Origin of the sequence: Mucilaginibacter gossypiicola, assembly GCF_900110105.1 — a bacterium.
GTDB classification, from domain to species: Bacteria; Bacteroidota; Bacteroidia; order Sphingobacteriales; family Sphingobacteriaceae; genus Mucilaginibacter; species Mucilaginibacter gossypiicola.
On sequence record NZ_FOCL01000008.1, the window covers coordinates 24,606 to 43,939 of the forward strand.

Here is a 19,334-nt window from a genome sequence, read left to right on the forward strand (position 1 = left end):
AAATTAAAGGGCAGAATTGAGAGGATTCATCACTCAAAAAAGAAAAAAACTAACCTCTAATCTCTAACCTCTAACCACCAGGGCAAAGCCCTTTAACACTTTTTCACATTTCAAATAAAATACTGTTCCTATATTTACGTTCAATTATCACTGATGCGCAACTATTTATACCTGCTTGTAACAGGCGTTCTATGCCTCATAACCGTTCATGTTTCGGCCCAGGAGTTTACGGTAAAGGGTGTTATCTCTAAAAAGGTAACCAACGAGCGTGTAGGGCAAGTTTTCGTTAAAGATCTCAATACTAAAACACTGATACTTAGTGATGATGTTGGCTGGTTTAGCATCAAGACCCGCGTTGGTGATACCCTGCTTTTTACCAGGGATGATTATACCCCTCAAAAGGTGGTGGTATTGAATAATAGCGACATGCCGGTTTATATGCAACCCATTATTAAGCTTGATGAAGTGAAAGTTGTTGGCCAAACCAAAAGGCAGGAGATAAACGAGGTTTTAAAAGATTACAAGAAACAAGGTTCTACTTACAACGGAAGGCCTCCGGCATTATCTTTTTTAAGCAATCCAGTAACCGGTCTTTATGAGCTTTTGGGCACAACTCCTAACCGCGCTCGTCGCTTTGCGCAAAGCGCTCAAAGTGAACTTGAACAGGCCGAAATTCATAAGCATTACAATATTCCGTTTGTGAAACAATACACCGGCCTGGCTACGGATAGCCTTGCCCGCAAGTTCATGAACTATTACACGCCTACATACAAGGATATTAAAGCCTGGACAGATTATGATTTGATTAAACATACCATACGGGCTTATGAATATTACAAAAATAGCAGCGAAAAAGAAAAGCTTGAACGGTTAAACAGCCCAACATTTATAGTTCCTGATTCAACCGTAAAGCTTGGTGAAGGGCCTGTACAGCTCAAAAAGGAAAAGCAGCCACCACTGTAATCAAAAGAAATCTGAATTAAATACCCAAAGCTTCGCAGGCCTTTTCGGCGGCAAGCTTTTCAGCGTTCTTTTTACTAAATTCTTTGCCTGAACCCATTACTTCGCCGTCGATATTTGCCTGTACGGTGAATAGTTTGGTGCTTTCACCATCCTGGTTAGTTACCAGTTCAAAGATAATATCACGGCCATGACGCTGGCACCATTCAATGAGTTTGCTCTTGAAATTGGTTTCCGTTTGCTCAAGGGTATGGATGTCAATATGAGGTTTTATGATGTGATTGATCAGGAAGTTCTTGGTAAAGTCGTAACCTTTATCCAAATAAACTGCACCAATCAAGGCTTCAAACGCATCACCAAGTAGTGATCCCTGCCTGCTTGAATTAAGCATCCGGTTATCATATTCAATGAGTTTGTCAAAGCCCAATTTTTTACCGAGCGCGTTAAGGTTAACACGGCTCACAATTTTTGAGCGTAATTCGGTCAAAAAACCCTCGTCTTCATAAGGGTATAATTTAAAAAGTACTTCAGCAACAACACTGCCCAAAACGGCATCACCCAAAAATTCCAGGCGCTCGTTACTGTTTTTCACCCCCTTTTTAATGTTTTGTGCTACCGACTTATGGCGAAAAGCCATGCGGTATAAAGACAAATTGCCCGGCACAAAGCCGAGCAAATTCTTTAAAATTTTAACATACTTTCTGTTGGGTGATATATAAAGCTTGTAGAACCGACTTATAGGCATCAAACCACAATTAATCTTCGTACTTTTTAAATATTACAGAAGCATTGTGTCCGCCAAAACCAAATCCGTTGCTTTGCACTATATTAATATCGCGTTTTTGAGCGGTATTAAAGGTGAAATTGATCTTAGAATCAAATGCCGGATCATCAGTAAAGTGATTAATGGTTGGAGGGATGATACCATGTTTCAATGCCAGTATCGATGCAATAGCTTCAACCGCGCCGGCAGCACCAAGCAAATGGCCTGTCATTGATTTGGTTGAGCTGATGTTGATACGGTAAATATCATCGCCAAACACATCCTGTATTGCTTTAACTTCCTGCGGATCACCGATTGGTGTTGATGTGCCGTGAACGTTCACATAATCAATATCGGCAGGGGTGAGGTTAGCATCTTCAAGTGCTGCACGCATTACAAACGCAGCGCCCAAGCCATCAGGGTGAGGGGCTGTCATGTGATAGGCATCAGCGCTCATGCCGCCGCCCATCATTTCGGCGTATATTTTTGCACCGCGGGCTTTAGCGTGTTCTAATTCCTCTAAAATAATGGTACCTGCGCCTTCGCCTGCCACAAAACCATCCCTGTCCAAATCAAACGGACGTGATGCCGTTGCCGGATCATCATTACGGGTTGATAATGCGTGCATGGCGTTAAAACCACCAATACCGGCTTCGTTGATAATAGCTTCAGAACCACCGCTGATAAACATATTAGCTTTACCCAAACGGATATAGTTAAATGAATCAATCAGTGAGTTATTTGATGAAGCACATGCAGAAACGGTAGTGAAGTTAGGCCCACGCAAACCATATTTAATTGAGATATGGCCAGGGGCAATATCAGCAATCATTTTAGGGATGAAGAACGGGTTAAAACGCGGAGAACCGTCGCCTTTGGCAAAGGTCATTACCTCATCGAGGAAAGTTTTTAAACCGCCGATGCCCGAACCCCAGATAACGCCAATACGGCTGGTATCCAGTTTCGAGAAATCTAATCCCGCGTCTTTTACAGCTTCTTCTGTTGAGAATAAAGCGTATTGTACAAACGGATCTAATTTACGGGCGTCTTTACGGCCCAAAAAACCATCCGCGTCAAAGCCTTTCACTTCGCACGCGAACTTAGTTTTGAATTTTTCGGTATCAAAACTCTTAATCAAGGCAGCGCCACTTACTCCATTGATCAGTCCGTTCCAATAATCTGAAACAGTGTTGCCAATAGGAGTAAGTGCTCCAAGCCCGGTTACTACAACTCTTTTAAACTCCATTTAATCCAGTTAGGGAGTTCTTATTTAACGTTTTTTTCAAGGTAAGCAACTGCCTGGCCAACAGTACCAATAGTTTCAGCCTGATCGTCAGGAATAGCCACGTTAAATTCTTTTTCAAACTCCATGATTAATTCCACGGTGTCTAACGAGTCGGCACCAAGATCATTGGTGAAACTCGCTTCTGGCGTAACTTCACTTTCGTCAACACCCAGTTTTTCTACGATAATAGCTTTTACTCTTGAAGCGATATCAGACATAGTCTTTATAGTTTAATGATTAATAAAAATTCAGTGCAAAGAAAAATAAATTCTGTCAATAAACAAATCTAAAACTTTTACAATATAAATCTCTAAACAAAATTTTATTGAAACGGTTTGTATTAGTAATTTTGACGGCGTAAAAGTAATGATTTTGAACAGGAAATTTTTAAAGTTTGAGATCGATTTTGATTTTGTGCTCATTGCAGTAACAAGCTCGCTTAAAGATTACCGGGTTTGTTTTCTTATAAACAAGTACTTAAATTTTAATTTCTCAAAAACAGATGACCTGGAAGTAGACATTTACCCCGGGGCCGAGCCTGTTTTGTTTTCATTATACCGCTACAGTTGGGAAACCACCGAAACCGACTTCTTCTTTATTGGCAATAAAGGCTCGGAGGGTTACCTCGTGCCTGAAATAAAAAGTGCCGACTATTTTTTAATGATCCGTAACTATATAGATGATAATGAGCTTGATACGATCATCTCATCGCTCAATAAAATACCAGAGATAGTTGCAGCCGTAAAGATTGACCCAAAAAAAATAAAATCACGGGAAAATCTGTTATTTTAGCGCCGAATTTAAAAAGGTGTTGGTTTTACAATCATTAAATATCCTCCAGTTTTAACCCGAATAATATGGAACTATACTATAATCGTACAAAAATTGTTGCCACCATGGGGCCGGCATCAGCTAAAAAAGATGTTTTATTAGCGATGATCAAGGCAGGTGTTAACGTTTGCCGTCTTAATTTTTCGCACGGCAAGCCCGAAGATCATAAGGTAGTGATCGATCTTATCCGCGAAATTAACGAGCAATACAAAACCAACGTAGGTATCCTGGCCGATTTACAGGGCCCTAAAATTCGTATTGGCCTGGTAAAAGATGGCGGTATTCATTTAGTTAATGGAACGCACATCAAAATTACCACACATGAGTGCATCGGTAATGACGAGCAGATCTACATTACTTATGATACCTTTCCACAGGATGTACAGGCAAACGAAATTATTTTGCTTGATGACGGTAAACTGCAATTAAGGGTTATTGAAACCAACAAAATTGATACAGTTATATGTGAAGTTGTTCACGGCGGTATCTTAACATCACGTAAAGGTGTTAACCTGCCAAATACTAAAGTATCTATCCCAAGCTTAACCGAAGAAGATTTGATCAACCTTGAATTCGCCCTTAAACAGGATGTTGAATGGATTGGTCTTTCTTTTGTTCGTACCGGTGAGGATATTATCGACCTGAAACGTATTATAGCACGTAATGGTTCTGCAGCTAAGGTTATTGCCAAAGTTGAAAAGCCGGAAGCTATTGAAAATATTGATGCCATTATTGCTGCTACAGATGGTGTAATGGTTGCCCGTGGTGACCTTGGTGTTGAAATGCCGCTTGAAGAAGTGCCATTACTGCAAAAAATGATTGCCCGTAAATGTCGCGCTGCCTCAAAACCGGTTATCGTGGCTACTCAGATGCTGGAGTCAATGATCACTACACCCCGCCCAACCCGTGCTGAGGTTAATGACGTTGCTAACTCGGTACTTGATGGTGCCGACGCGGTTATGTTAAGCGGTGAAACATCTGTTGGTGAGTTCCCGGTTATTGTTATTGAAACTATGGCCAAAATTGTACGCAATGTTGAAGAGTTTGGTTATCCTTTTAATGCCCCTAAAGAAGCGGTAGTGAAGGATTCGTCATCTCCTTACTTCCTGAGTGATGCGCTTTGCGAATCGGCCGTACACATTGCTGAGCAAAGCAATGCGGTAGGTATTGTTTCAATGACAACCTCGGGTTATACTGCATTTGAAATATCAAGCCACAGGCCCAAAGCCAGTACATATATCTTTACATCAAACAAGCAATTGTTAAATGCACTTAGCCTTGTATGGGGTGTTAGGGCGTTTTACTATGATCAGCTGGAAAGCACCGATCAAACTATTGCTGATGTTAATGATATATTGAAAGCCGAAAGCCTGATTAAAGCGGGTGATATCGTTATTAACACTGCTTCTACACCTATTATTAAGCAGGGTAAAACCAATACGCTTAAATTAAGTGTTATTGAATAAGGCTATTTAATGATCTTACTTTTAATGAAGAAGGCTCGCCGGGATAACTGGCGGGCTTTTTTATTGTATGAGGTCATCAAAAAACAATGCCGGCTACTCTAAAGTAAGCCGGCAAAGCACAATTAAAATCTGGCACAACTCAGGTTTAGGTTGAAAGTCCGACTTCTCTTGCTATCCTAAAAAATAAAAGGTAGATGTTTCTTCAAATAAAGGTTATCCTCGTTTATAAAAGCGTCTTAAACATTTGTTGCAACGGTATCGTTTTATTGCTAACCAGGGAAGCAACAGCTTAACCAGAGCACCTCTTTTTGTACGGTCGCAAAATTTGTTTTTGCATCTCGGGCATATTGCGGCGGGTGGTTTGCCGATAGTTGGTATTGTATCAGTTGGATTGTTATGAATTCGGAGTTTATCCTCATTAAAAATCACAGTCATTATTTTAGGGGGATTATATCTCACAAAGCTGCCCAAAAGCAATATAATAAAACTGACATTTACCTTTACAAAACCGCCATTTACGTTAAAAAACGTACCGTTGAAGTTAAAAAATAGCTGAAAGCTAAAAAGACTAACTAAAATGACAGTTAATTTGATGTTTAAAGCAACTCGTTAACATCACGGCCATAATGCTCCTTAAACAGTTTGCTGAAGTAAGCCGGGGTATCAAACCCGGCAGTGTATGATACTTCGGCAATAGTACGGTATTTGCCGCTTTCAATGGCCTCACGTGCTATTTGTAGCCGGATAGCGCGGATATATTTATTGGGGGTAAGCCCGGTGATTGATTTTATGCGGCGAAACAATTGTCGCTCGCTGATAGCCAGCTCATAACTTAATACAGCAAGTGTAAGATCGGTTTTGCCGGTATGTTTTCGTACAAGGGCTTCCAGGTCTTCAAGCCAGGATAAATCGGCAGGTGACAGAACTGTATTTTCTGCTGGTTGTTCAGCCTGTGGCCCGTTTGCGGTTATTGTTACTTCTTCATCATCCTGGATACCAGCCCCGGAACGTGCGGCGGCGTTATTAATAAGATTGGCTGTTCGCGCAAGCAACTCGCTACTTAAAAATGGCTTGGTAAGGTAATCATCAACACCAATATGCAGCGCCTTGAGCTTATGCCGCGTATCTGCCAGGGCCGTGAGCATAATCACCGGGATATTGCAATAAGCGGTGCTTTGCTTCAGCGTTTCAAGCAGGGTAAAACCGTCCATTTCGGGCATCATCACATCTGATATGATCAGGCTGGGCGTTACAGATAGTTCCTGTAGCTTTTTTAATGCCTCGTAGCCATTACCGGCTGTTATGAGCGTATATAACGGCCGCAGGATATCGGCAATATAAGAGGCCATTTCATGATGGTCTTCAACCAGCATGATCAGTTGCTTGCCGTTATTTAACTCATAATGCTGGGGAGCAATAATAAGTGCAGGGCCGGTCGCGGGTATTTCGGCAACCTGTTCCCTGGCAATTTTAAGCGGAATAGTTACTTCGAAAAATGCGCCTTTGCCCCAGTTATTATCAACAGAAATTCGCCCGCCCATTAATTCTGTAAATTCCCGCGCAATAGCAAGGCCAATGCCTGTTCCTCCCTCCAATGGGGCCTCATCACGCTCGCCCTGGTAATAGCGGTCAAAGATATGCGGCAGGTCCTTCGGTTGGATTCCCATCCCCGTATTAGCTACACTAAATTCAATTATATCAAGTTTTGTGGCTACTGCAACCGTAATGGTACCAGCATGTGGGGTAAATTTAATGGCGTTACCGATAAGATTGTTGGCTATCTTTTCAAACTTTTTATGATCAAGCCATACAGAAAGTGTTGGATTAACTGAATTGACCAGGTTGTAATTGATCTCCTTATATTCTGCAGCGGATGCAAACGCCTGAAATATTGTTTTTATGAACGATGATAATGCAACCGTTTTAGGGACTACCGTTAACCTTCCCGCCTCCAGTTTACCAAGATCAAGTAATTCATTAACAATGCTGAGTAGTTTTTTACTATTGTTTGATATGGTTTGCAACATCCCGCGCTGTTCATCTTCATAGTTATTAAAGTCCATTAGTTGATTTGCCGGGCCCATGATCAGCGTGAGCGGGGTGCGTAATTCATGGCTTATATTAGCAAAAAAGCGGGTTTTCAACGCATCCAGTTTCTCGAGCTGTGTATGCTCTTTGGCCAGTAAAGCGGCTTCTCTTTTCTTTTTAAGCATAAACCACCGGTAGCCTGTCACCGATAAAACTACAATAAGCAGTGCAACCACAATTAAATAATTTCGTTGTACCTCAACCAATTTAGTTTGACCGGCAGCTATAAGTAATCTTTTATCTGCCTGGTATTTTTTATCCAGTTCGGCAGCATCCCGAGCCTTGTCAAGTGCATTAATACTATCGTTAAGCTTTCGATACATATAATTGTACTTAAAGGCATTTTTATAATCGCCGAGGCCTTTATAAGCGTCAGTTAAGTGATTGTAGATGTTTTTTTGAATGCTTATGTTGCTTTGCGACTCGGGTTGTATAGCAATTGCCATTTCGCCGAATTGGGCAGCCTTTTTAAATTCCTTATGATCAACATACATCGTCATAAGTTCATTAAGGTTGTGCTTTTCAAGGGTCTTAAAGTTTCCTTTGCGGGATAAGGTAAGTGATTGCATCAGGATATCTTCGGCCTTTTTATCCTGGTTGGTCATGAGGTAAAGTCGGCCCAGGTTACCCTGATAACGAGCTATGCTAAAATCAGAAAGGAAATGCGTGTGCTTTTTATCAAGTACCTGCTCCATCAACTGAATAGCTTTAATCAGGTTTGCCGGAGATGACATGCTGCGTTCGGAAAGGATATTGGAAATATTGCTCAGCGCAAAAATATAGGAGGCCGTATCCTTTATGCTCAAAGCATCTTTTGCAGCCTGCTCAGCATAAGGCAACGCTTGTTTAGGATTGTCTATCGACCGGTAGATATCTGCAATACAGGCGCGGCAATCGATACTCAAACCCTTCCATCCCCTATTATCACACTCTTTTAATATTTTAAAAGCTATGTTTAAGGCTTCGACCGTTTTAGCTTCGCGGCTAAGCATGTAAGCTACCATGATGGGCGCTTTTTCATAGGTAAGCGAATCGGCTATGGTTGCAAGTTTGGTAGCTTCGCGGCCGAAAGTTAATGCATCGTGCTCGTTACCTATACCGTAGGCCTGGTAAGCCTGTGCCAGCAACACTCTTGCTTCAAATGCTTTATTATTGTTTGTCCTGGCCGAATCGATAAGTTTTTTTGCGAGTATGGTCGCCGAGTCGCTGCCTTTCATGCTTCGGAGCACTTTCAATATGGGTTCTTTATTGAGACTGGGTTTGTTTTGTGCCCGGGCAATAAAACTGCACGAAAAAATTAAACAAATGGAGATGAGCCTCCGCAAAATACCGGTAGTAGAAATTGTAATAGGGGTCATGATATGAGTGACCAAATTACAACTTTATTGGCGTTGAGAATTACCTATTTTGAAATAAATTTCTTTCTAAATAAAATTTCTCCAGAATGTTTTCCTGTGTGTGCTTTTTAAATCAATAATTAATAATGCTTGTTTTGTTGTTAATATTACGTCATTAAAAGTTACATGACCGGCCTAAAGCTATAATTGATTACTTTAGCAGCTGGTATTGTTAAAAATTGACCATGAAACATTACGGACTAATCGGTTTTCCGCTCTCACATTCATTCTCAAAAAAGTTTTTTACCGAAAAATTTGAAGCCGAAGGCATTACAGATGCGCGCTATGATCTTTATCCTATTGAGCATATCAAAGACCTGCAGGACCTGCTTGATGAGCATCCTGATATCTGCGGACTTAATGTAACCATCCCTCATAAAATTAATGTATTGCCATTATTGGATTGGATAGAGCATGATGCCCGTAAAGCAGGTGCTGTAAATTGTATAAGGGTAACAGCCGAAAGCCCGATAGAAGCTGCATTTTCGGGCGAGATAGGGGTTAAAGACCACGATTTCAGGTTGGAAGGATATAATACCGATATTTATGGTTTTGAAGAATCATTAAAGCCTTTAATTGGCGACGGCAATGACGATGCCCTGATTTTGGGCGATGGAGGTGCCGCAAAAGCTGTAAAATGTGTGTTGGAAAATTTAGGCATCAGCTATAAGGTTGTTACGCGGAAGCCTACGCACCATGCGGATAATATTTTGTTTAAAGATCTTAAGCCGCATCATATAACACAGCATAAGATCATCATTAACACCACCCCTTTAGGTACTTACCCTAATATTGATGAATGCCCGCCTATCCCTTATGATTTTATAGGAGACGGTCACGTTTTATACGACCTGATATATAACCCCGAAGAAACCCTGTTTTTAAAACAAGGCCGGGAACGTGGCGCTGTAACCAAAAATGGATACGAAATGCTGGTATTACAAGCCGAAAAATCGTGGGAGATCTGGAACTCAAAAGAGAAGCATCCATGAAGTATTTAACCCTATTAGTAGCGGCATTGCTTTTCCTGGCGGCATGCGGCGGCAATCATGACTACGCGCCTAAGCCACGTGGCTTTTATCGTATCCCATTCCCCAAAAAGGAATATCAGGATTATGCTGCTGGTTGCCCATATGCTTTTACTTATCCTAAATACGCTTTTATTGAGCCTGATAAAAAACGCGATGCTAAACCTTGCTGGGTAAATATGCAGTTTCCGCAGTTTAATGCCACATTGCATTTAAGTTATCAGCCCATCACTTCAAAAAAGGAGTTTAACCAACTGGTTGAAGATGCACGTACGTTTGCCTTTAAGCATACGGTAAAAGCTACATCTATTGATGAAGGCATTATCCATTATGCCGATAAAAAGGTTTACGGCATTTATTATACCATAGATGGCAATGCTGCTTCATCCGCTCAGTTTTTTCTGACTGATAGCGTGCATAACTATGTCCGCGGGGCATTATATTTTAACAGCGAACCCCGTCTTGATTCGATCCAGCCGGTGCTTAACTTTATTAAGCAGGACATGGCTGTGATGATCAAAAGCTTTAAATGGAAGTAGGGTGTAGAGGCAAAACTTTAAGAACCGGGAGCCAGGTATCTTTCTATTGAATTACTGAAACTTAAGAAAACAAGTTTAGAAACTAATAATACGGAGCTGATTTGTTTTTGAACTTTTCTAATTCAATCGCTTCAGTAAAGTAGGTTTTAAATTTATTTGAGAGTTCTTCATCTGTAAATTTAACCATTGTGTACCCGCTGTCATAACAGATTATTTCGATAACTGCATCTGCGTGTTGAATGTTTCCATTTTTCCAAACAAGAGGATTGCCTTCCACAAAAGGCAAATTCTCTACATCAACCAACACCTGATGTTTCGAGGGGATGCCGACAAACACCCCCCAATATAATTGCAGATCTGTATTTGCTATAATTTTGAATTCAACCGGATTCAAAATGAAATAATCGTCGTTCATGTTAATTGGAAGATAATCTCCATTAAAACCGCCATATTCCAAGTCTGCCACTAACCAATTCAGATCAGCAATATCATCAACTATCGGCTTTACAATCTCTGTGAGATTGGTATGATAACTAAGCTTGTTACTTTTACGTAAGATCCAGTTCATATCAATAAAGATAGGCTTTAGAATATATTGAGCAATTTAAAACATGCTTATCGATAACGCTGTTATAAATATGCCGGGTTTCCGGTTTAATAATAACTCAACAATGAAACTCATCAAAATCAATAAAATACGTACTGATATCCGGCTGCATACCGAAAACCTTGCCCATAGCGGGTTTAAGAAAATATTTGAGGGTATCGATCAGCTTAAAATAAAAAACGGTGTTGATAAACTTGGCCTCGAAGGGTTTATTAACCAGTGTGCTTGCCTTGCAGCGGGTTCGGGTGCAATGGCAGGGAGTGGTGGCATGTTTACGCTAGTAGCGGGGATCCCATTTGATTTCATCAATTTGATTACCCAACAGTTTAGGGCCATTATGGGCATTATGTATTATTACCGTGGAACCTATGATAATGGTTTCGACGATTTCATGTCGTTAGTAGCAACTTCGGTAAGGGTAGAAGCGGGGGTGGCCATTACCAGAGGCATGATGGAAGGTATTGCCGAACGCATGCTGATGATATTAGGTACCCGCACTGCCGAGCGACTTGTGCCCGTTGTAGGGGCTGTAATTGGCGGGACAGCAAATTACCTGTTCATTAAACGTATGGCCGAACAGGTAAAAAGGATGCAAAAGGATTATGTGGTGATTCAGGTGGGATAGACCTTTTCCCAATAAAATTTGTCGAACAAATGAGGAGAAATCTTATACATCTTACAATTCGAACTAAGTATGGCGTATAAGATTTCTCTTTCGCCCCATCTCTCAGTCCGTTCCTGCTCTATCGAGATGACACCTTTTTAAGAGCCTAAGTCTACTACATTCCCTCAAGCATACCCAAATCAAACTTAGGTTTGATGGTATATTTAAGCTGTACCAGCCCGCTTGAAAATTGTTCGCTGCCCAATAATATAAGTTCAATCCTATCTTTGGAGCCAGTGAATAGCGGCTTGCCGCTACCTAAAATAATGGGATGCACCGATAGCAGAAGCTCGGTAATAAAACCTTCATCAATAAATGCCGAAAGAAGGCTTGCCCCGCCAAACAGCCAAATATTGCTGCCCGGTTGATTCCTGATGATTTCAACCCTCGATTTAAAATCGGCGCTTTTGATGATTTCGGTATTAGGATTTGGCGATGCCTGAAGGGTATCCGAAAAAACATACATTTTTAAAGCACCAAACATTTCCGGATCGGTACTCATCAGCAGGTCGTAGCTTTTGCGGCCGATGAAAATGGCGTCGCTGCTGTTCAGAAACTCGGTCATGCCATAATCCTGATCGGCAAGGCACCAGTCGTACTCGCCGTTAGGCCCTTCAATGAAACCATCGAGGCTTACCGCAAGGTTTAAAATTATTTTGCGCATAAATGGCTATTCTTCGGGTGTGTTATTCATCTCCTGCCATTGTTTGCTGAATGATTTATCAGCCACTTTAGGCATCTCGCGCAAATGTCCCCAGGTACGTTTAAAGAAAGTTTTAAGCAGGAAGTTTTTCATGCCACCACCAAAAAAATCGGTAAGCTTACGTTTAAGCATTCCTTTTTTCCAGATGGCCCAGCCCCAGCGCTCTTTGTTAGTAACCAGGTTTTCTTTTACTGCATCGCGGCGGTTTAGGAGCAACATTTTGTGGATATCGATCTTAACCGGGCAAACTTCGGTGCATTTACCACACAGGCTTGAAGCATAACTCAGGTGTTTGAAATTTTCCATGCCCTGTGTATGCGGTGTAATAATAGAACCGATGGGGCCACTATAAGTAGTAGCGTAAGTATGACCGCCAATGTTTTTATAAATGGGGCAACCGTTAAGGCAGGCTCCGCAACGGATGCAGTAAAGCCCCTGCCGCTGGTCTTTTTTTGCCAAAAGATTGGTACGGCCATTATCCAAAAGTACTACGTACATCTCTTCGGGGCCGTCGGTTTCGTTTGGCTGGCGCGGACCGCTTAGTATGCTATTATAAACAGTAAGATTTTGACCTGTACCATGGGTTGAGAGCATAGGCCAAAACAAATCCAGATCGGTAATGGAAGGAATGATCTTTTCAATACCCACAATGGCGATGTGGATTTTGGGGAATGTAGTACAAAGACGTGCATTGCCCTCGTTTTCGCTGATGGCGATGCTGCCGGTATCAGCCAGCAGGAAATTGGCGCCTGTGATGCCCACATCGGCCTGTACATATTTTTCTCGAAGCAGCTCGCGTGCTTTAAGGGTAATTTGCTCTGGCGTGGCATCAATGGGAGTACCAAACTTTTCGTGGAAAAGCTTAGCAATATCCTCCTTGCTCAGGTGCATGGCCGGGGTTACAATGTGGTAAGGCTTTTGGCCTAATAGCTGAACTATGTATTCGCCAAGGTCTGTTTCCAGCGATTCGATCTGGTTGTTCTCCAAAAACTCATTCAAATGAATTTCTTCAGTAACCATCGATTTGGATTTGACCACGGTTTTGGCGTTGGCCTTTTGGATGATGTTGAGAATCTCGCGTTGGGCTTCTTCTACATCATTTGCCCAGATCACTTTGCCGCCGCGTTTCTGAAAGTTAGCCTCAAACTCCGGTAGGAACTTATCGAGGTTTTCCATCACTTTCCACTTAAGTACGTGGCCTTTTTTCTTGGCATTATCTAAGTTAATAATGCGCGACAGGCCCCGCGAAACCGCTGTATTGTACCGGTCAATATTGAAATTGATAATACGGCGGTGATCGGCATCAAATGCCTTCTCCTCCGATTTTACCAAAAATTCTTCAGCGGTTGCTCCCATATATGCGAAAGTAGGATTTTGTTTTTAAAGTTGGTGAATGGTTGATTAAGTTGATTAGGTGAGTGGTTTTTTATTTTTCGAACAGTTGATCAGGCTAATAGTTTTGGTTATCCCTTTAAAACAAAAGAGGCACACCTCGCTGCCGCGGGTTTAGCGCAGCGTAACCCATGGTGTTAAATAGTTGAAGCTTTCAGCTTCAGTAGTTAAGCTTTCCACTTCTGTAGTTAAGTTGAAAACTTAACACATACATCCCGCGGGTTACGCTATGCTAAACCCGCGGGAGTCAATTTATAAAACAGAAAAAGGCGCACATTGTGCACCTTTTTCTGTTTTATTTTTAGTAGGAGAACCATTCTCCTAATCAATAATTCACTATTTTCCTTCTCCAGCAACCGCATCCACTACGGGGCGTTTATCGCGGTTGGCCAGTTCCCAGCCGGTATAAAATACCAGTTGTGCACGTTTGGCCAGCAATGGGAAGTTGATTTTGCTTACCTCGTCGCCTGGCTGGTGGTAATCTGCGTGTACACCGTTAAAGTAGAAGATAATTGGTACGCCGTGCTTTGCAAAGTTGTAATGATCGCTACGGTAATAAAACTTGTTAGGATCATTAGGATCGTCATACTTATAGTCAAGTTTTAGCTTGGTGTAGGTATTATTGGCATTCTCACCAATTTCATGTAATTCCTTGCTCAGCATGGCCGAACCGATAGGGTACACGTAGTTTGCAGAATCGGGCTTGCCGATGTATTCTTCACCAACACGACCGATCATGTCAATATTTAAATCGGTAATGGTATTAGCCAACGGGAATACAGGATGATCTGAATAATACTCAGAGCCTAACAAACCTTTTTCTTCACCAACGTTACCTAAAAACAGGATACTGCGGCGCGGGCCGTGGCCATCTTTTTTAGCTTTAGAAAAAGCGCGGGCAATTTCTAAAATGCCTGTAGTGCCCGAGCCGTCATCGTCGGCACCGTTGTTTACTTTATCTTTAGCTTTTTCATCAGGGTTTAAGCCGATGTGGTCATAGTGTGCCGAAAAGATGAGTACTTCGTCTTTAAGATCGGTACCCGGCATATAGCCTAATACGTCAACTGCTTTTACATCTTTTCGGGTAGTTGCGTAGTTGATAACCACATTGTTTTTAATATCTGCTGCCGGTGCAACTGCTGTCGCCGAAGCGGATTTAAGATCAGCATAAGTTTTACCAGTTGACTTTACTAATTCATCGGCTAAAGTTGCTGTGATGTTAAACACCGGGGCATTGGTATTTGCCGGTTTAGCTGCTTCATCTTTAATAGTTAACTTCGGACTTGCTACACTTTTGCCAAAACGGGCCAATGCTGCCGCAATGCCAGGGTTAGCAGCTAATATAATAGCTGGATTTTTGCTTTGTAAATTTTTGACAACCTTTATGCGCGCATTGCTCATGCGGTAACTGGTGTTTGGCGTAGCACCTGCTTCAGGCTTATCTTCATTAATCCAAAGTACAACTTTACCTGCCAGATCGGTGTTACCTATTTCGGCATCGGTACCGTAACCAACAAAAACAATATCGGTTACAGATGTGCTTTTATCCGGGAAAGAGCCTCCTAAATAAAAATCGGTACCATACTCAAATGATTTGCCATTGACGGTAAACGCGGTTACTTTTAAAGCATTTTCGGTAAGGGGCACATTAAAAAAATATGATCCGTTAACGGGAGCCTGCAATCCTAATTTTTTGAACTCGCCAGCTATATAGTTGGCAGCTTTCTCTGCACCGGGCTTACCTGTTTCACGGCCTTCAAAGGCGTCTGAAGCCAGAATGCTCAGGTGCTTTTTCGCGTCTTCGGCAGTAATCAACCCGGCGTATTTCATTGCCGTAGTATTCTGCTGGGCACAGGCCGTAGTTGCCGAGGCCAGCGCGATAAGCAATAATGGTAATTTATTCATTCTTTTAGTTAATAGTTCTTTTTAAGGTGACCTTTAAGGTCAAAGGCAAAAGGTTAAAGGCGAAAGGTAGCTGCATCTTGCAAAGCGAAGGACGATAAAAACCTTTTACCTTTCGCCTTTTACCTTTCCCTGCCTAAATCAAGCGCAGGCTATCTTCTCTACACGGTTAGCATGCCTGCCGCCTTCAAATTCAGTATTTAAAAATGTAGTTACTATTGCCTTCGCTTCTTCGGGGGTAACAAAACGGGCAGGTACACAAACAATGTTGGCGTTGTTATGGCTGCGGGCCAATACGGCGATCTCTTCTTTCCAGCAAATAGCCGCGCGGATGTTTTGGTGTTTGTTGGCTGTTATGGCCACACCATTGGCCGCACCGCAAATCAGGATACCCAGATCGCACTCGCCGGTTTCAACGGCATTGGCAACAGGGTGCGCAAAATCGGGATAGTCAACAGATTCGGATGAATAAGTGCCGAAGTCTTTTATTTCTACTGATGATAAAGCGTCTGTTAAAATTTGTTTGTATTCATACCCGGCGTGATCCGAACCAATAGCGATTTTTAATCCCTGCTTCATTTAACAAAAATATAACGTTTAATACTTTTTAAAGGTAAATAATTTGTTATAAACCAACTGGCGCGTGGCCGCTTAAAAGGTGGTTTATTTACCCCTGAAATGTGTGAATAACACTTATTTGCTAATAATAATTTACGTATAAATGCCCGATGCCGTTAGCAAGAAGTTATTAAGCCTTATCCAAAGCTTCTTCTTTCTTGATCCTGCGTTTTTCAACAAGGCCGGCTACAACTATACTAACCTCATATAGCACAAACAGCGGGATACTAACAACCGTCATGGTAAGCATATCAGGTGTAGGAGTAACTACGGCTGCTATGATCAGGATCACTACGATAGCATAACGACGGGTTTCTTTCATGAACTTAGGTGTCATGATACCCAGGTTGGCCAATATATAAACCAGTATAGGCAGCTGAAAAACAATACCGGTAGCAAGGGTAAGGGTAGCTACTGATGAGATATAAGAATCAATATCAAACAAGTTTTGAATAGCCGCGCTAACGGTATAGCTCGACAGGAAATTGATGGACATTGGGGTGATCACGAAATATCCAAAAGTGATACCTAAAAAGAAAAGGATACAGGCATAAAATACAAACCCTGTAGCTGCTTTGCGCTCGGCATCATGCAATGCCGGCTTAATAAACCGCCATATCTCCCAGATAAGGTATGGTACGCCGAGGGTAATACCAATAATTAATGCCGAGTTAATTTGGAGGGTAAACTGCCCCGCCATTTCGGTATTGATTAATTTAATATTTACTTTATCAATGCAAAAACCGTCGCGGTGTAAGGCAGCACCAATTTTGCAAAGCATACGGTAAGTCCAGAAGGTTGACTTACTGGGCCCCATGATAATAGTATCAAAGATCCAGTCGTAGTAATAAAAAACAACAGCGGTAAATACTACAATGGCTATTGAGGCTCTTACCAGGTGCCACCTTAAAGCTTCGAGGTGATCAAAGAACGACATTTCTGCCTCTAACGTTTTCCCTTTATCTTTTATGGCCTTGATGATCTTGCTGTCGCTCATTGTAATATATACCGCTGTATAAACGCTATCTTGCTAAGTACGTTGTTTTTTATGAAGATAGTTTGAATTATATTTCAAAAGTATCCATGAACTTGGTGGTAAAATTACCAGCGCGGAAATTAGGATCTTTCAATAATTTTAAATGGAATGGAATAGTGGTTTTGATACCCTCAATTACAAACTCGCTCAGTGCACGTTCCATGGTACTTAAAGCTTCATCGCGGGTTTGCGCCACGCAAATAACTTTTGCAATCATTGAGTCGTAATTTGGCGGAATAACATAACCTGAGTAAACGTGTGTATCAATACGTACACCATGACCGCCAGGTGAGTGGAAGTTGGTTATTTTACCTGGTGATGGGCGGAAACCATTAAACGGATCTTCGGCATTAATGCGGCATTCAATGGCATGCATTGTTGGCTCGTAGTTTTTGCCCGAGATAGGGATACCTGCAGCAACTTTGATTTGCTCTTTGATCAGGTCGAAGTTAATTACCTCTTCGGTAACCGGGTGCTCAACCTGGATACGGGTATTCATCTCCATAAAGTAGAAGTTACGGTCTTTATCAACCAAAAACTCTACTGTACCTGCTCCTTCATATTTAACAGCTTTGGCGCCTTTAATAGCAGCCTCACCCATTTTTTTACGAAGTTTTTCGGTCATGAACGGAGAAGGGGCTTCTTCAACCAGTTTCTGGTGACGGCGCTGAATAGAGCAATCACGTTCAGAAAGGTGACATACTTTACCAAACTGATCGCCTACCACCTGAATTTCGATGTGGCGCGGATCCTGAACATATTTTTCAAGGTACAAGCCGTCGTTACCGAAGGCAGCACCAGACTCGGCACGGGCCGAATCCCATGCATTTTCAAACTCTTCGTCTTTCCAAACAATGCGCATACCACGGCCACCACCACCGGCAGTTGCCTTCAGTATAACAGGGTAGCCAATTTTGTTGGCAATAGAGATACCTGTTTTTACATCGCTAAGTAAACCATCAGAACCGGGAACAATAGGTACACCCGCTTTTTTCATGGTATCTTTAGCCGAAGCTTTATCACCCATCTGGTTGATCTGCTCGGCAGTAGCACCAATAAATTTGATACCATACTCGGCGCATATAGCCGAAAACTTAGCGTTTTCAGATAAGAAACCATAACCAGGGTGGATAGCATCCGCATTGGTTAACTCGGCAGCAGAAATGATGTTAGGAATATTTAAATATGAATCGCGGCTTGGCGGCGGACCGATACAAACAGCTTCATCGGCAAAACGAACATGCAGACTATCGCGGTCGGCAGTTGAATATACAGCTACCGTTTTAATACCCATTTCCTTACAGGTACGGATAACACGAAGGGCGATCTCGCCACGGTTAGCTATTAATATTTTTTTAAACATTGTTTTTCTTTGATGTGCAAATTACAGATGTGCAAATATGCAGATGAAAATATTAACGAATGATTGATGGGCAAATATGTAAATTATAAATGTGCAAACGAATTAAATATCATTTGCACATCTGTAATTTGCACATCAGTACATTAACTAAGCTGGTTCTACTAAAAACAGTGGTTGATCGTACTCAACAGGTGATGCATTATCAACAAGTACCTTTACAATGCGGCCTGAAACTTCTGATTCAATTTCATTGAACAGTTTCATAGCTTCAATGATACATACTACGCTACCTGGTTTTATCTCATCGCCAACGTTTACAAACAAAGGTTTATCCGGGCTTGATGAACGGTAAAAAGTACCGATCATAGGTGATTTAACGGTAATGTATTTCGATGTATCCGGAGCGGCCGGTGCAGCTGGTTCAACAGGTGCCGGAGCCGGAGCAGATGGCAATACCGGAGTCACAGGTTGTGTAACAGCCGGGATAGTAGCATGAACCACCGTAGGCTGTACCTCGTTGGTTTTTATTGTGATCTTAAAATCTTTTTGCTCGATTGATACTTCGTTCACGCCCGATTTGGAAACAAAGCGAATAAGGTCCTGAATTTGTTTAATATCCATGTTTAAGGATTAATTGGTTTGGGACAAAGTTATATCTAAGTTATTCAATTAATATGCAAATTACAGATGTG

Annotated in this window: 18 protein-coding genes; 6 read left to right on the forward strand and 12 right to left on the reverse strand. The window is 41.8% G+C overall.

Annotated elements, in window-relative coordinates; genetic code table 11:
• The first annotated feature begins 153 nt into the window (after positions 1–153).
• Positions 154–963 (forward strand): hypothetical protein, encoded by an 810-nt coding sequence (locus tag BMX50_RS23345; RefSeq protein WP_091214952.1) that lies wholly within the window; start codon positions 154–156, stop codon positions 961–963.
• Between the two features lie 16 nt (positions 964–979).
• Here the strand turns inward: BMX50_RS23345 and rnc are convergent, their stop codons facing one another.
• From rnc to BMX50_RS23360, 3 genes are read right to left on the reverse strand one after another with little or no spacing between them, the layout of a single operon-like run.
• Complete coding sequence (gene rnc, locus BMX50_RS23350) at positions 980–1,705, reverse strand: ribonuclease III (RefSeq protein WP_090534754.1); 726 nt, start codon at positions 1,703–1,705, stop codon at positions 980–982.
• A 10-nt stretch (positions 1,706–1,715) separates the two neighbouring features.
• A complete protein-coding gene (fabF, locus tag BMX50_RS23355; protein WP_091214956.1) occupies positions 1,716–2,969 on the reverse strand; it encodes a beta-ketoacyl-ACP synthase II in 1,254 nt (417 codons plus the stop codon).
• Between the two features lie 20 nt (positions 2,970–2,989).
• Complete coding sequence (locus BMX50_RS23360) at positions 2,990–3,226, reverse strand: acyl carrier protein (RefSeq protein ID WP_031266521.1); 237 nt, start codon at positions 3,224–3,226, stop codon at positions 2,990–2,992.
• 148 nt (positions 3,227–3,374) lie between these two features.
• On the opposite strand from BMX50_RS23360, the gene BMX50_RS23365 reads away from it, so the two are divergent.
• The gene (locus tag BMX50_RS23365; RefSeq protein WP_244281088.1) at positions 3,375–3,800 is read left to right on the forward strand and encodes an IPExxxVDY family protein; all 426 of its coding nucleotides are present in this window, start codon (positions 3,375–3,377) and stop codon (positions 3,798–3,800) included.
• A gap of 65 nt (positions 3,801–3,865) precedes the next feature.
• Positions 3,866–5,305: a pyruvate kinase gene (gene pyk / locus BMX50_RS23370; RefSeq protein WP_091214959.1), complete on the forward strand. Its 1,440-nt coding sequence runs from the start codon at positions 3,866–3,868 to the stop codon at positions 5,303–5,305.
• Positions 5,306–5,901: 596 nt separating this feature from the next.
• On the opposite strand, the gene BMX50_RS23375 is transcribed toward pyk, so the two are convergent.
• Positions 5,902–8,751 (reverse strand): ATP-binding protein, encoded by a 2,850-nt coding sequence (locus tag BMX50_RS23375; protein ID WP_091214962.1) that lies wholly within the window; start codon positions 8,749–8,751, stop codon positions 5,902–5,904.
• A gap of 224 nt (positions 8,752–8,975) precedes the next feature.
• Between BMX50_RS23375 and BMX50_RS23380 the strand changes: the two genes are divergently transcribed.
• Positions 8,976–9,782: a shikimate dehydrogenase family protein gene (locus BMX50_RS23380; protein ID WP_091214964.1), complete on the forward strand. Its 807-nt coding sequence runs from the start codon at positions 8,976–8,978 to the stop codon at positions 9,780–9,782.
• Entirely contained in the window at positions 9,779–10,357 is a 579-nt protein-coding gene (gldD, locus tag BMX50_RS23385; protein WP_091214966.1) for a gliding motility lipoprotein GldD, read from the forward strand. Before BMX50_RS23380 ends, gldD begins: the two co-directional genes overlap by 4 nt.
• Positions 10,358–10,439: 82 nt before the next feature.
• Here the strand turns inward: gldD and BMX50_RS23390 are convergent, their stop codons facing one another.
• Positions 10,440–10,925 (reverse strand): hypothetical protein, encoded by a 486-nt coding sequence (locus BMX50_RS23390; protein ID WP_091214969.1) that lies wholly within the window; start codon positions 10,923–10,925, stop codon positions 10,440–10,442.
• Between the two features lie 103 nt (positions 10,926–11,028).
• On the opposite strand from BMX50_RS23390, the gene BMX50_RS23395 reads away from it, so the two are divergent.
• Positions 11,029–11,589 carry a hypothetical protein gene (locus BMX50_RS23395; protein WP_091216108.1) on the forward strand — a complete coding sequence of 187 codons (561 nt, stop codon included), beginning with the start codon at positions 11,029–11,031 and terminating at the stop codon, positions 11,587–11,589.
• 154 nt (positions 11,590–11,743) lie between these two features.
• On the opposite strand, the gene BMX50_RS23400 is transcribed toward BMX50_RS23395, so the two are convergent.
• The 7 genes from BMX50_RS23400 to accB all read right to left on the reverse strand — a co-directional run bounded on the left by BMX50_RS23400 (position 11,744) and on the right by accB (position 19,263).
• Positions 11,744–12,292: a dihydrofolate reductase family protein gene (locus BMX50_RS23400; RefSeq protein ID WP_091214971.1), complete on the reverse strand. Its 549-nt coding sequence runs from the start codon at positions 12,290–12,292 to the stop codon at positions 11,744–11,746.
• A 6-nt stretch (positions 12,293–12,298) separates the two neighbouring features.
• Complete coding sequence (locus tag BMX50_RS23405) at positions 12,299–13,687, reverse strand: LutB/LldF family L-lactate oxidation iron-sulfur protein (RefSeq protein ID WP_091214973.1); 1,389 nt, start codon at positions 13,685–13,687, stop codon at positions 12,299–12,301.
• A gap of 372 nt (positions 13,688–14,059) precedes the next feature.
• Entirely contained in the window at positions 14,060–15,628 is a 1,569-nt protein-coding gene (locus BMX50_RS23410) for a M28 family peptidase (RefSeq protein ID WP_091214976.1), read from the reverse strand.
• Between the two features lie 138 nt (positions 15,629–15,766).
• The gene (gene rpiB / locus BMX50_RS23415) at positions 15,767–16,204 is read right to left on the reverse strand and encodes a ribose 5-phosphate isomerase B (protein WP_091214979.1); all 438 of its coding nucleotides are present in this window, start codon (positions 16,202–16,204) and stop codon (positions 15,767–15,769) included.
• A gap of 169 nt (positions 16,205–16,373) precedes the next feature.
• Positions 16,374–17,240 carry a twin-arginine translocase subunit TatC gene (tatC, locus tag BMX50_RS23420; protein ID WP_091214982.1) on the reverse strand — a complete coding sequence of 289 codons (867 nt, stop codon included), beginning with the start codon at positions 17,238–17,240 and terminating at the stop codon, positions 16,374–16,376.
• 67 nt (positions 17,241–17,307) lie between these two features.
• Positions 17,308–18,642, reverse strand: coding sequence for an acetyl-CoA carboxylase biotin carboxylase subunit (accC, locus tag BMX50_RS23425; RefSeq protein WP_091214985.1), 1,335 nt, complete (start codon positions 18,640–18,642; stop codon positions 17,308–17,310).
• 147 nt (positions 18,643–18,789) lie between these two features.
• Positions 18,790–19,263, reverse strand: a complete 474-nt coding sequence (gene accB, locus BMX50_RS23430) for an acetyl-CoA carboxylase biotin carboxyl carrier protein (protein WP_091214988.1) — start codon at positions 19,261–19,263, stop codon at positions 18,790–18,792.
• Positions 19,264–19,334 lie beyond the last annotated feature (71 nt).

Coding starts and splice junctions, on each gene's coding strand:
- BMX50_RS23345 (WP_091214952.1), top strand. CDS start 154: ATGCGCAACTATTTATACCTGCTTGTAACAGGCGTTCTATGCCTCATA.
- rnc (WP_090534754.1), bottom strand. CDS start 1,705: ATGCCTATAAGTCGGTTCTACAAGCTTTATATATCACCCAACAGAAAG.
- fabF (WP_091214956.1), bottom strand. CDS start 2,969: ATGGAGTTTAAAAGAGTTGTAGTAACCGGGCTTGGAGCACTTACTCCT.
- BMX50_RS23360 (WP_031266521.1), bottom strand. CDS start 3,226: ATGTCTGATATCGCTTCAAGAGTAAAAGCTATTATCGTAGAAAAACTG.
- BMX50_RS23365 (WP_244281088.1), top strand. CDS start 3,375: ATGATTTTGAACAGGAAATTTTTAAAGTTTGAGATCGATTTTGATTTT.
- pyk (WP_091214959.1), top strand. CDS start 3,866: ATGGAACTATACTATAATCGTACAAAAATTGTTGCCACCATGGGGCCG.
- BMX50_RS23375 (WP_091214962.1), bottom strand. CDS start 8,751: ATGACCCCTATTACAATTTCTACTACCGGTATTTTGCGGAGGCTCATC.
- BMX50_RS23380 (WP_091214964.1), top strand. CDS start 8,976: ATGAAACATTACGGACTAATCGGTTTTCCGCTCTCACATTCATTCTCA.
- gldD (WP_091214966.1), top strand. CDS start 9,779: ATGAAGTATTTAACCCTATTAGTAGCGGCATTGCTTTTCCTGGCGGCA.
- BMX50_RS23390 (WP_091214969.1), bottom strand. CDS start 10,925: ATGAACTGGATCTTACGTAAAAGTAACAAGCTTAGTTATCATACCAAT.
- BMX50_RS23395 (WP_091216108.1), top strand. CDS start 11,029: ATGAAACTCATCAAAATCAATAAAATACGTACTGATATCCGGCTGCAT.
- BMX50_RS23400 (WP_091214971.1), bottom strand. CDS start 12,292: ATGCGCAAAATAATTTTAAACCTTGCGGTAAGCCTCGATGGTTTCATT.
- BMX50_RS23405 (WP_091214973.1), bottom strand. CDS start 13,687: ATGGGAGCAACCGCTGAAGAATTTTTGGTAAAATCGGAGGAGAAGGCA.
- BMX50_RS23410 (WP_091214976.1), bottom strand. CDS start 15,628: ATGAATAAATTACCATTATTGCTTATCGCGCTGGCCTCGGCAACTACG.
- rpiB (WP_091214979.1), bottom strand. CDS start 16,204: ATGAAGCAGGGATTAAAAATCGCTATTGGTTCGGATCACGCCGGGTAT.
- tatC (WP_091214982.1), bottom strand. CDS start 17,240: ATGAGCGACAGCAAGATCATCAAGGCCATAAAAGATAAAGGGAAAACG.
- accC (WP_091214985.1), bottom strand. CDS start 18,642: ATGTTTAAAAAAATATTAATAGCTAACCGTGGCGAGATCGCCCTTCGT.
- accB (WP_091214988.1), bottom strand. CDS start 19,263: ATGGATATTAAACAAATTCAGGACCTTATTCGCTTTGTTTCCAAATCG.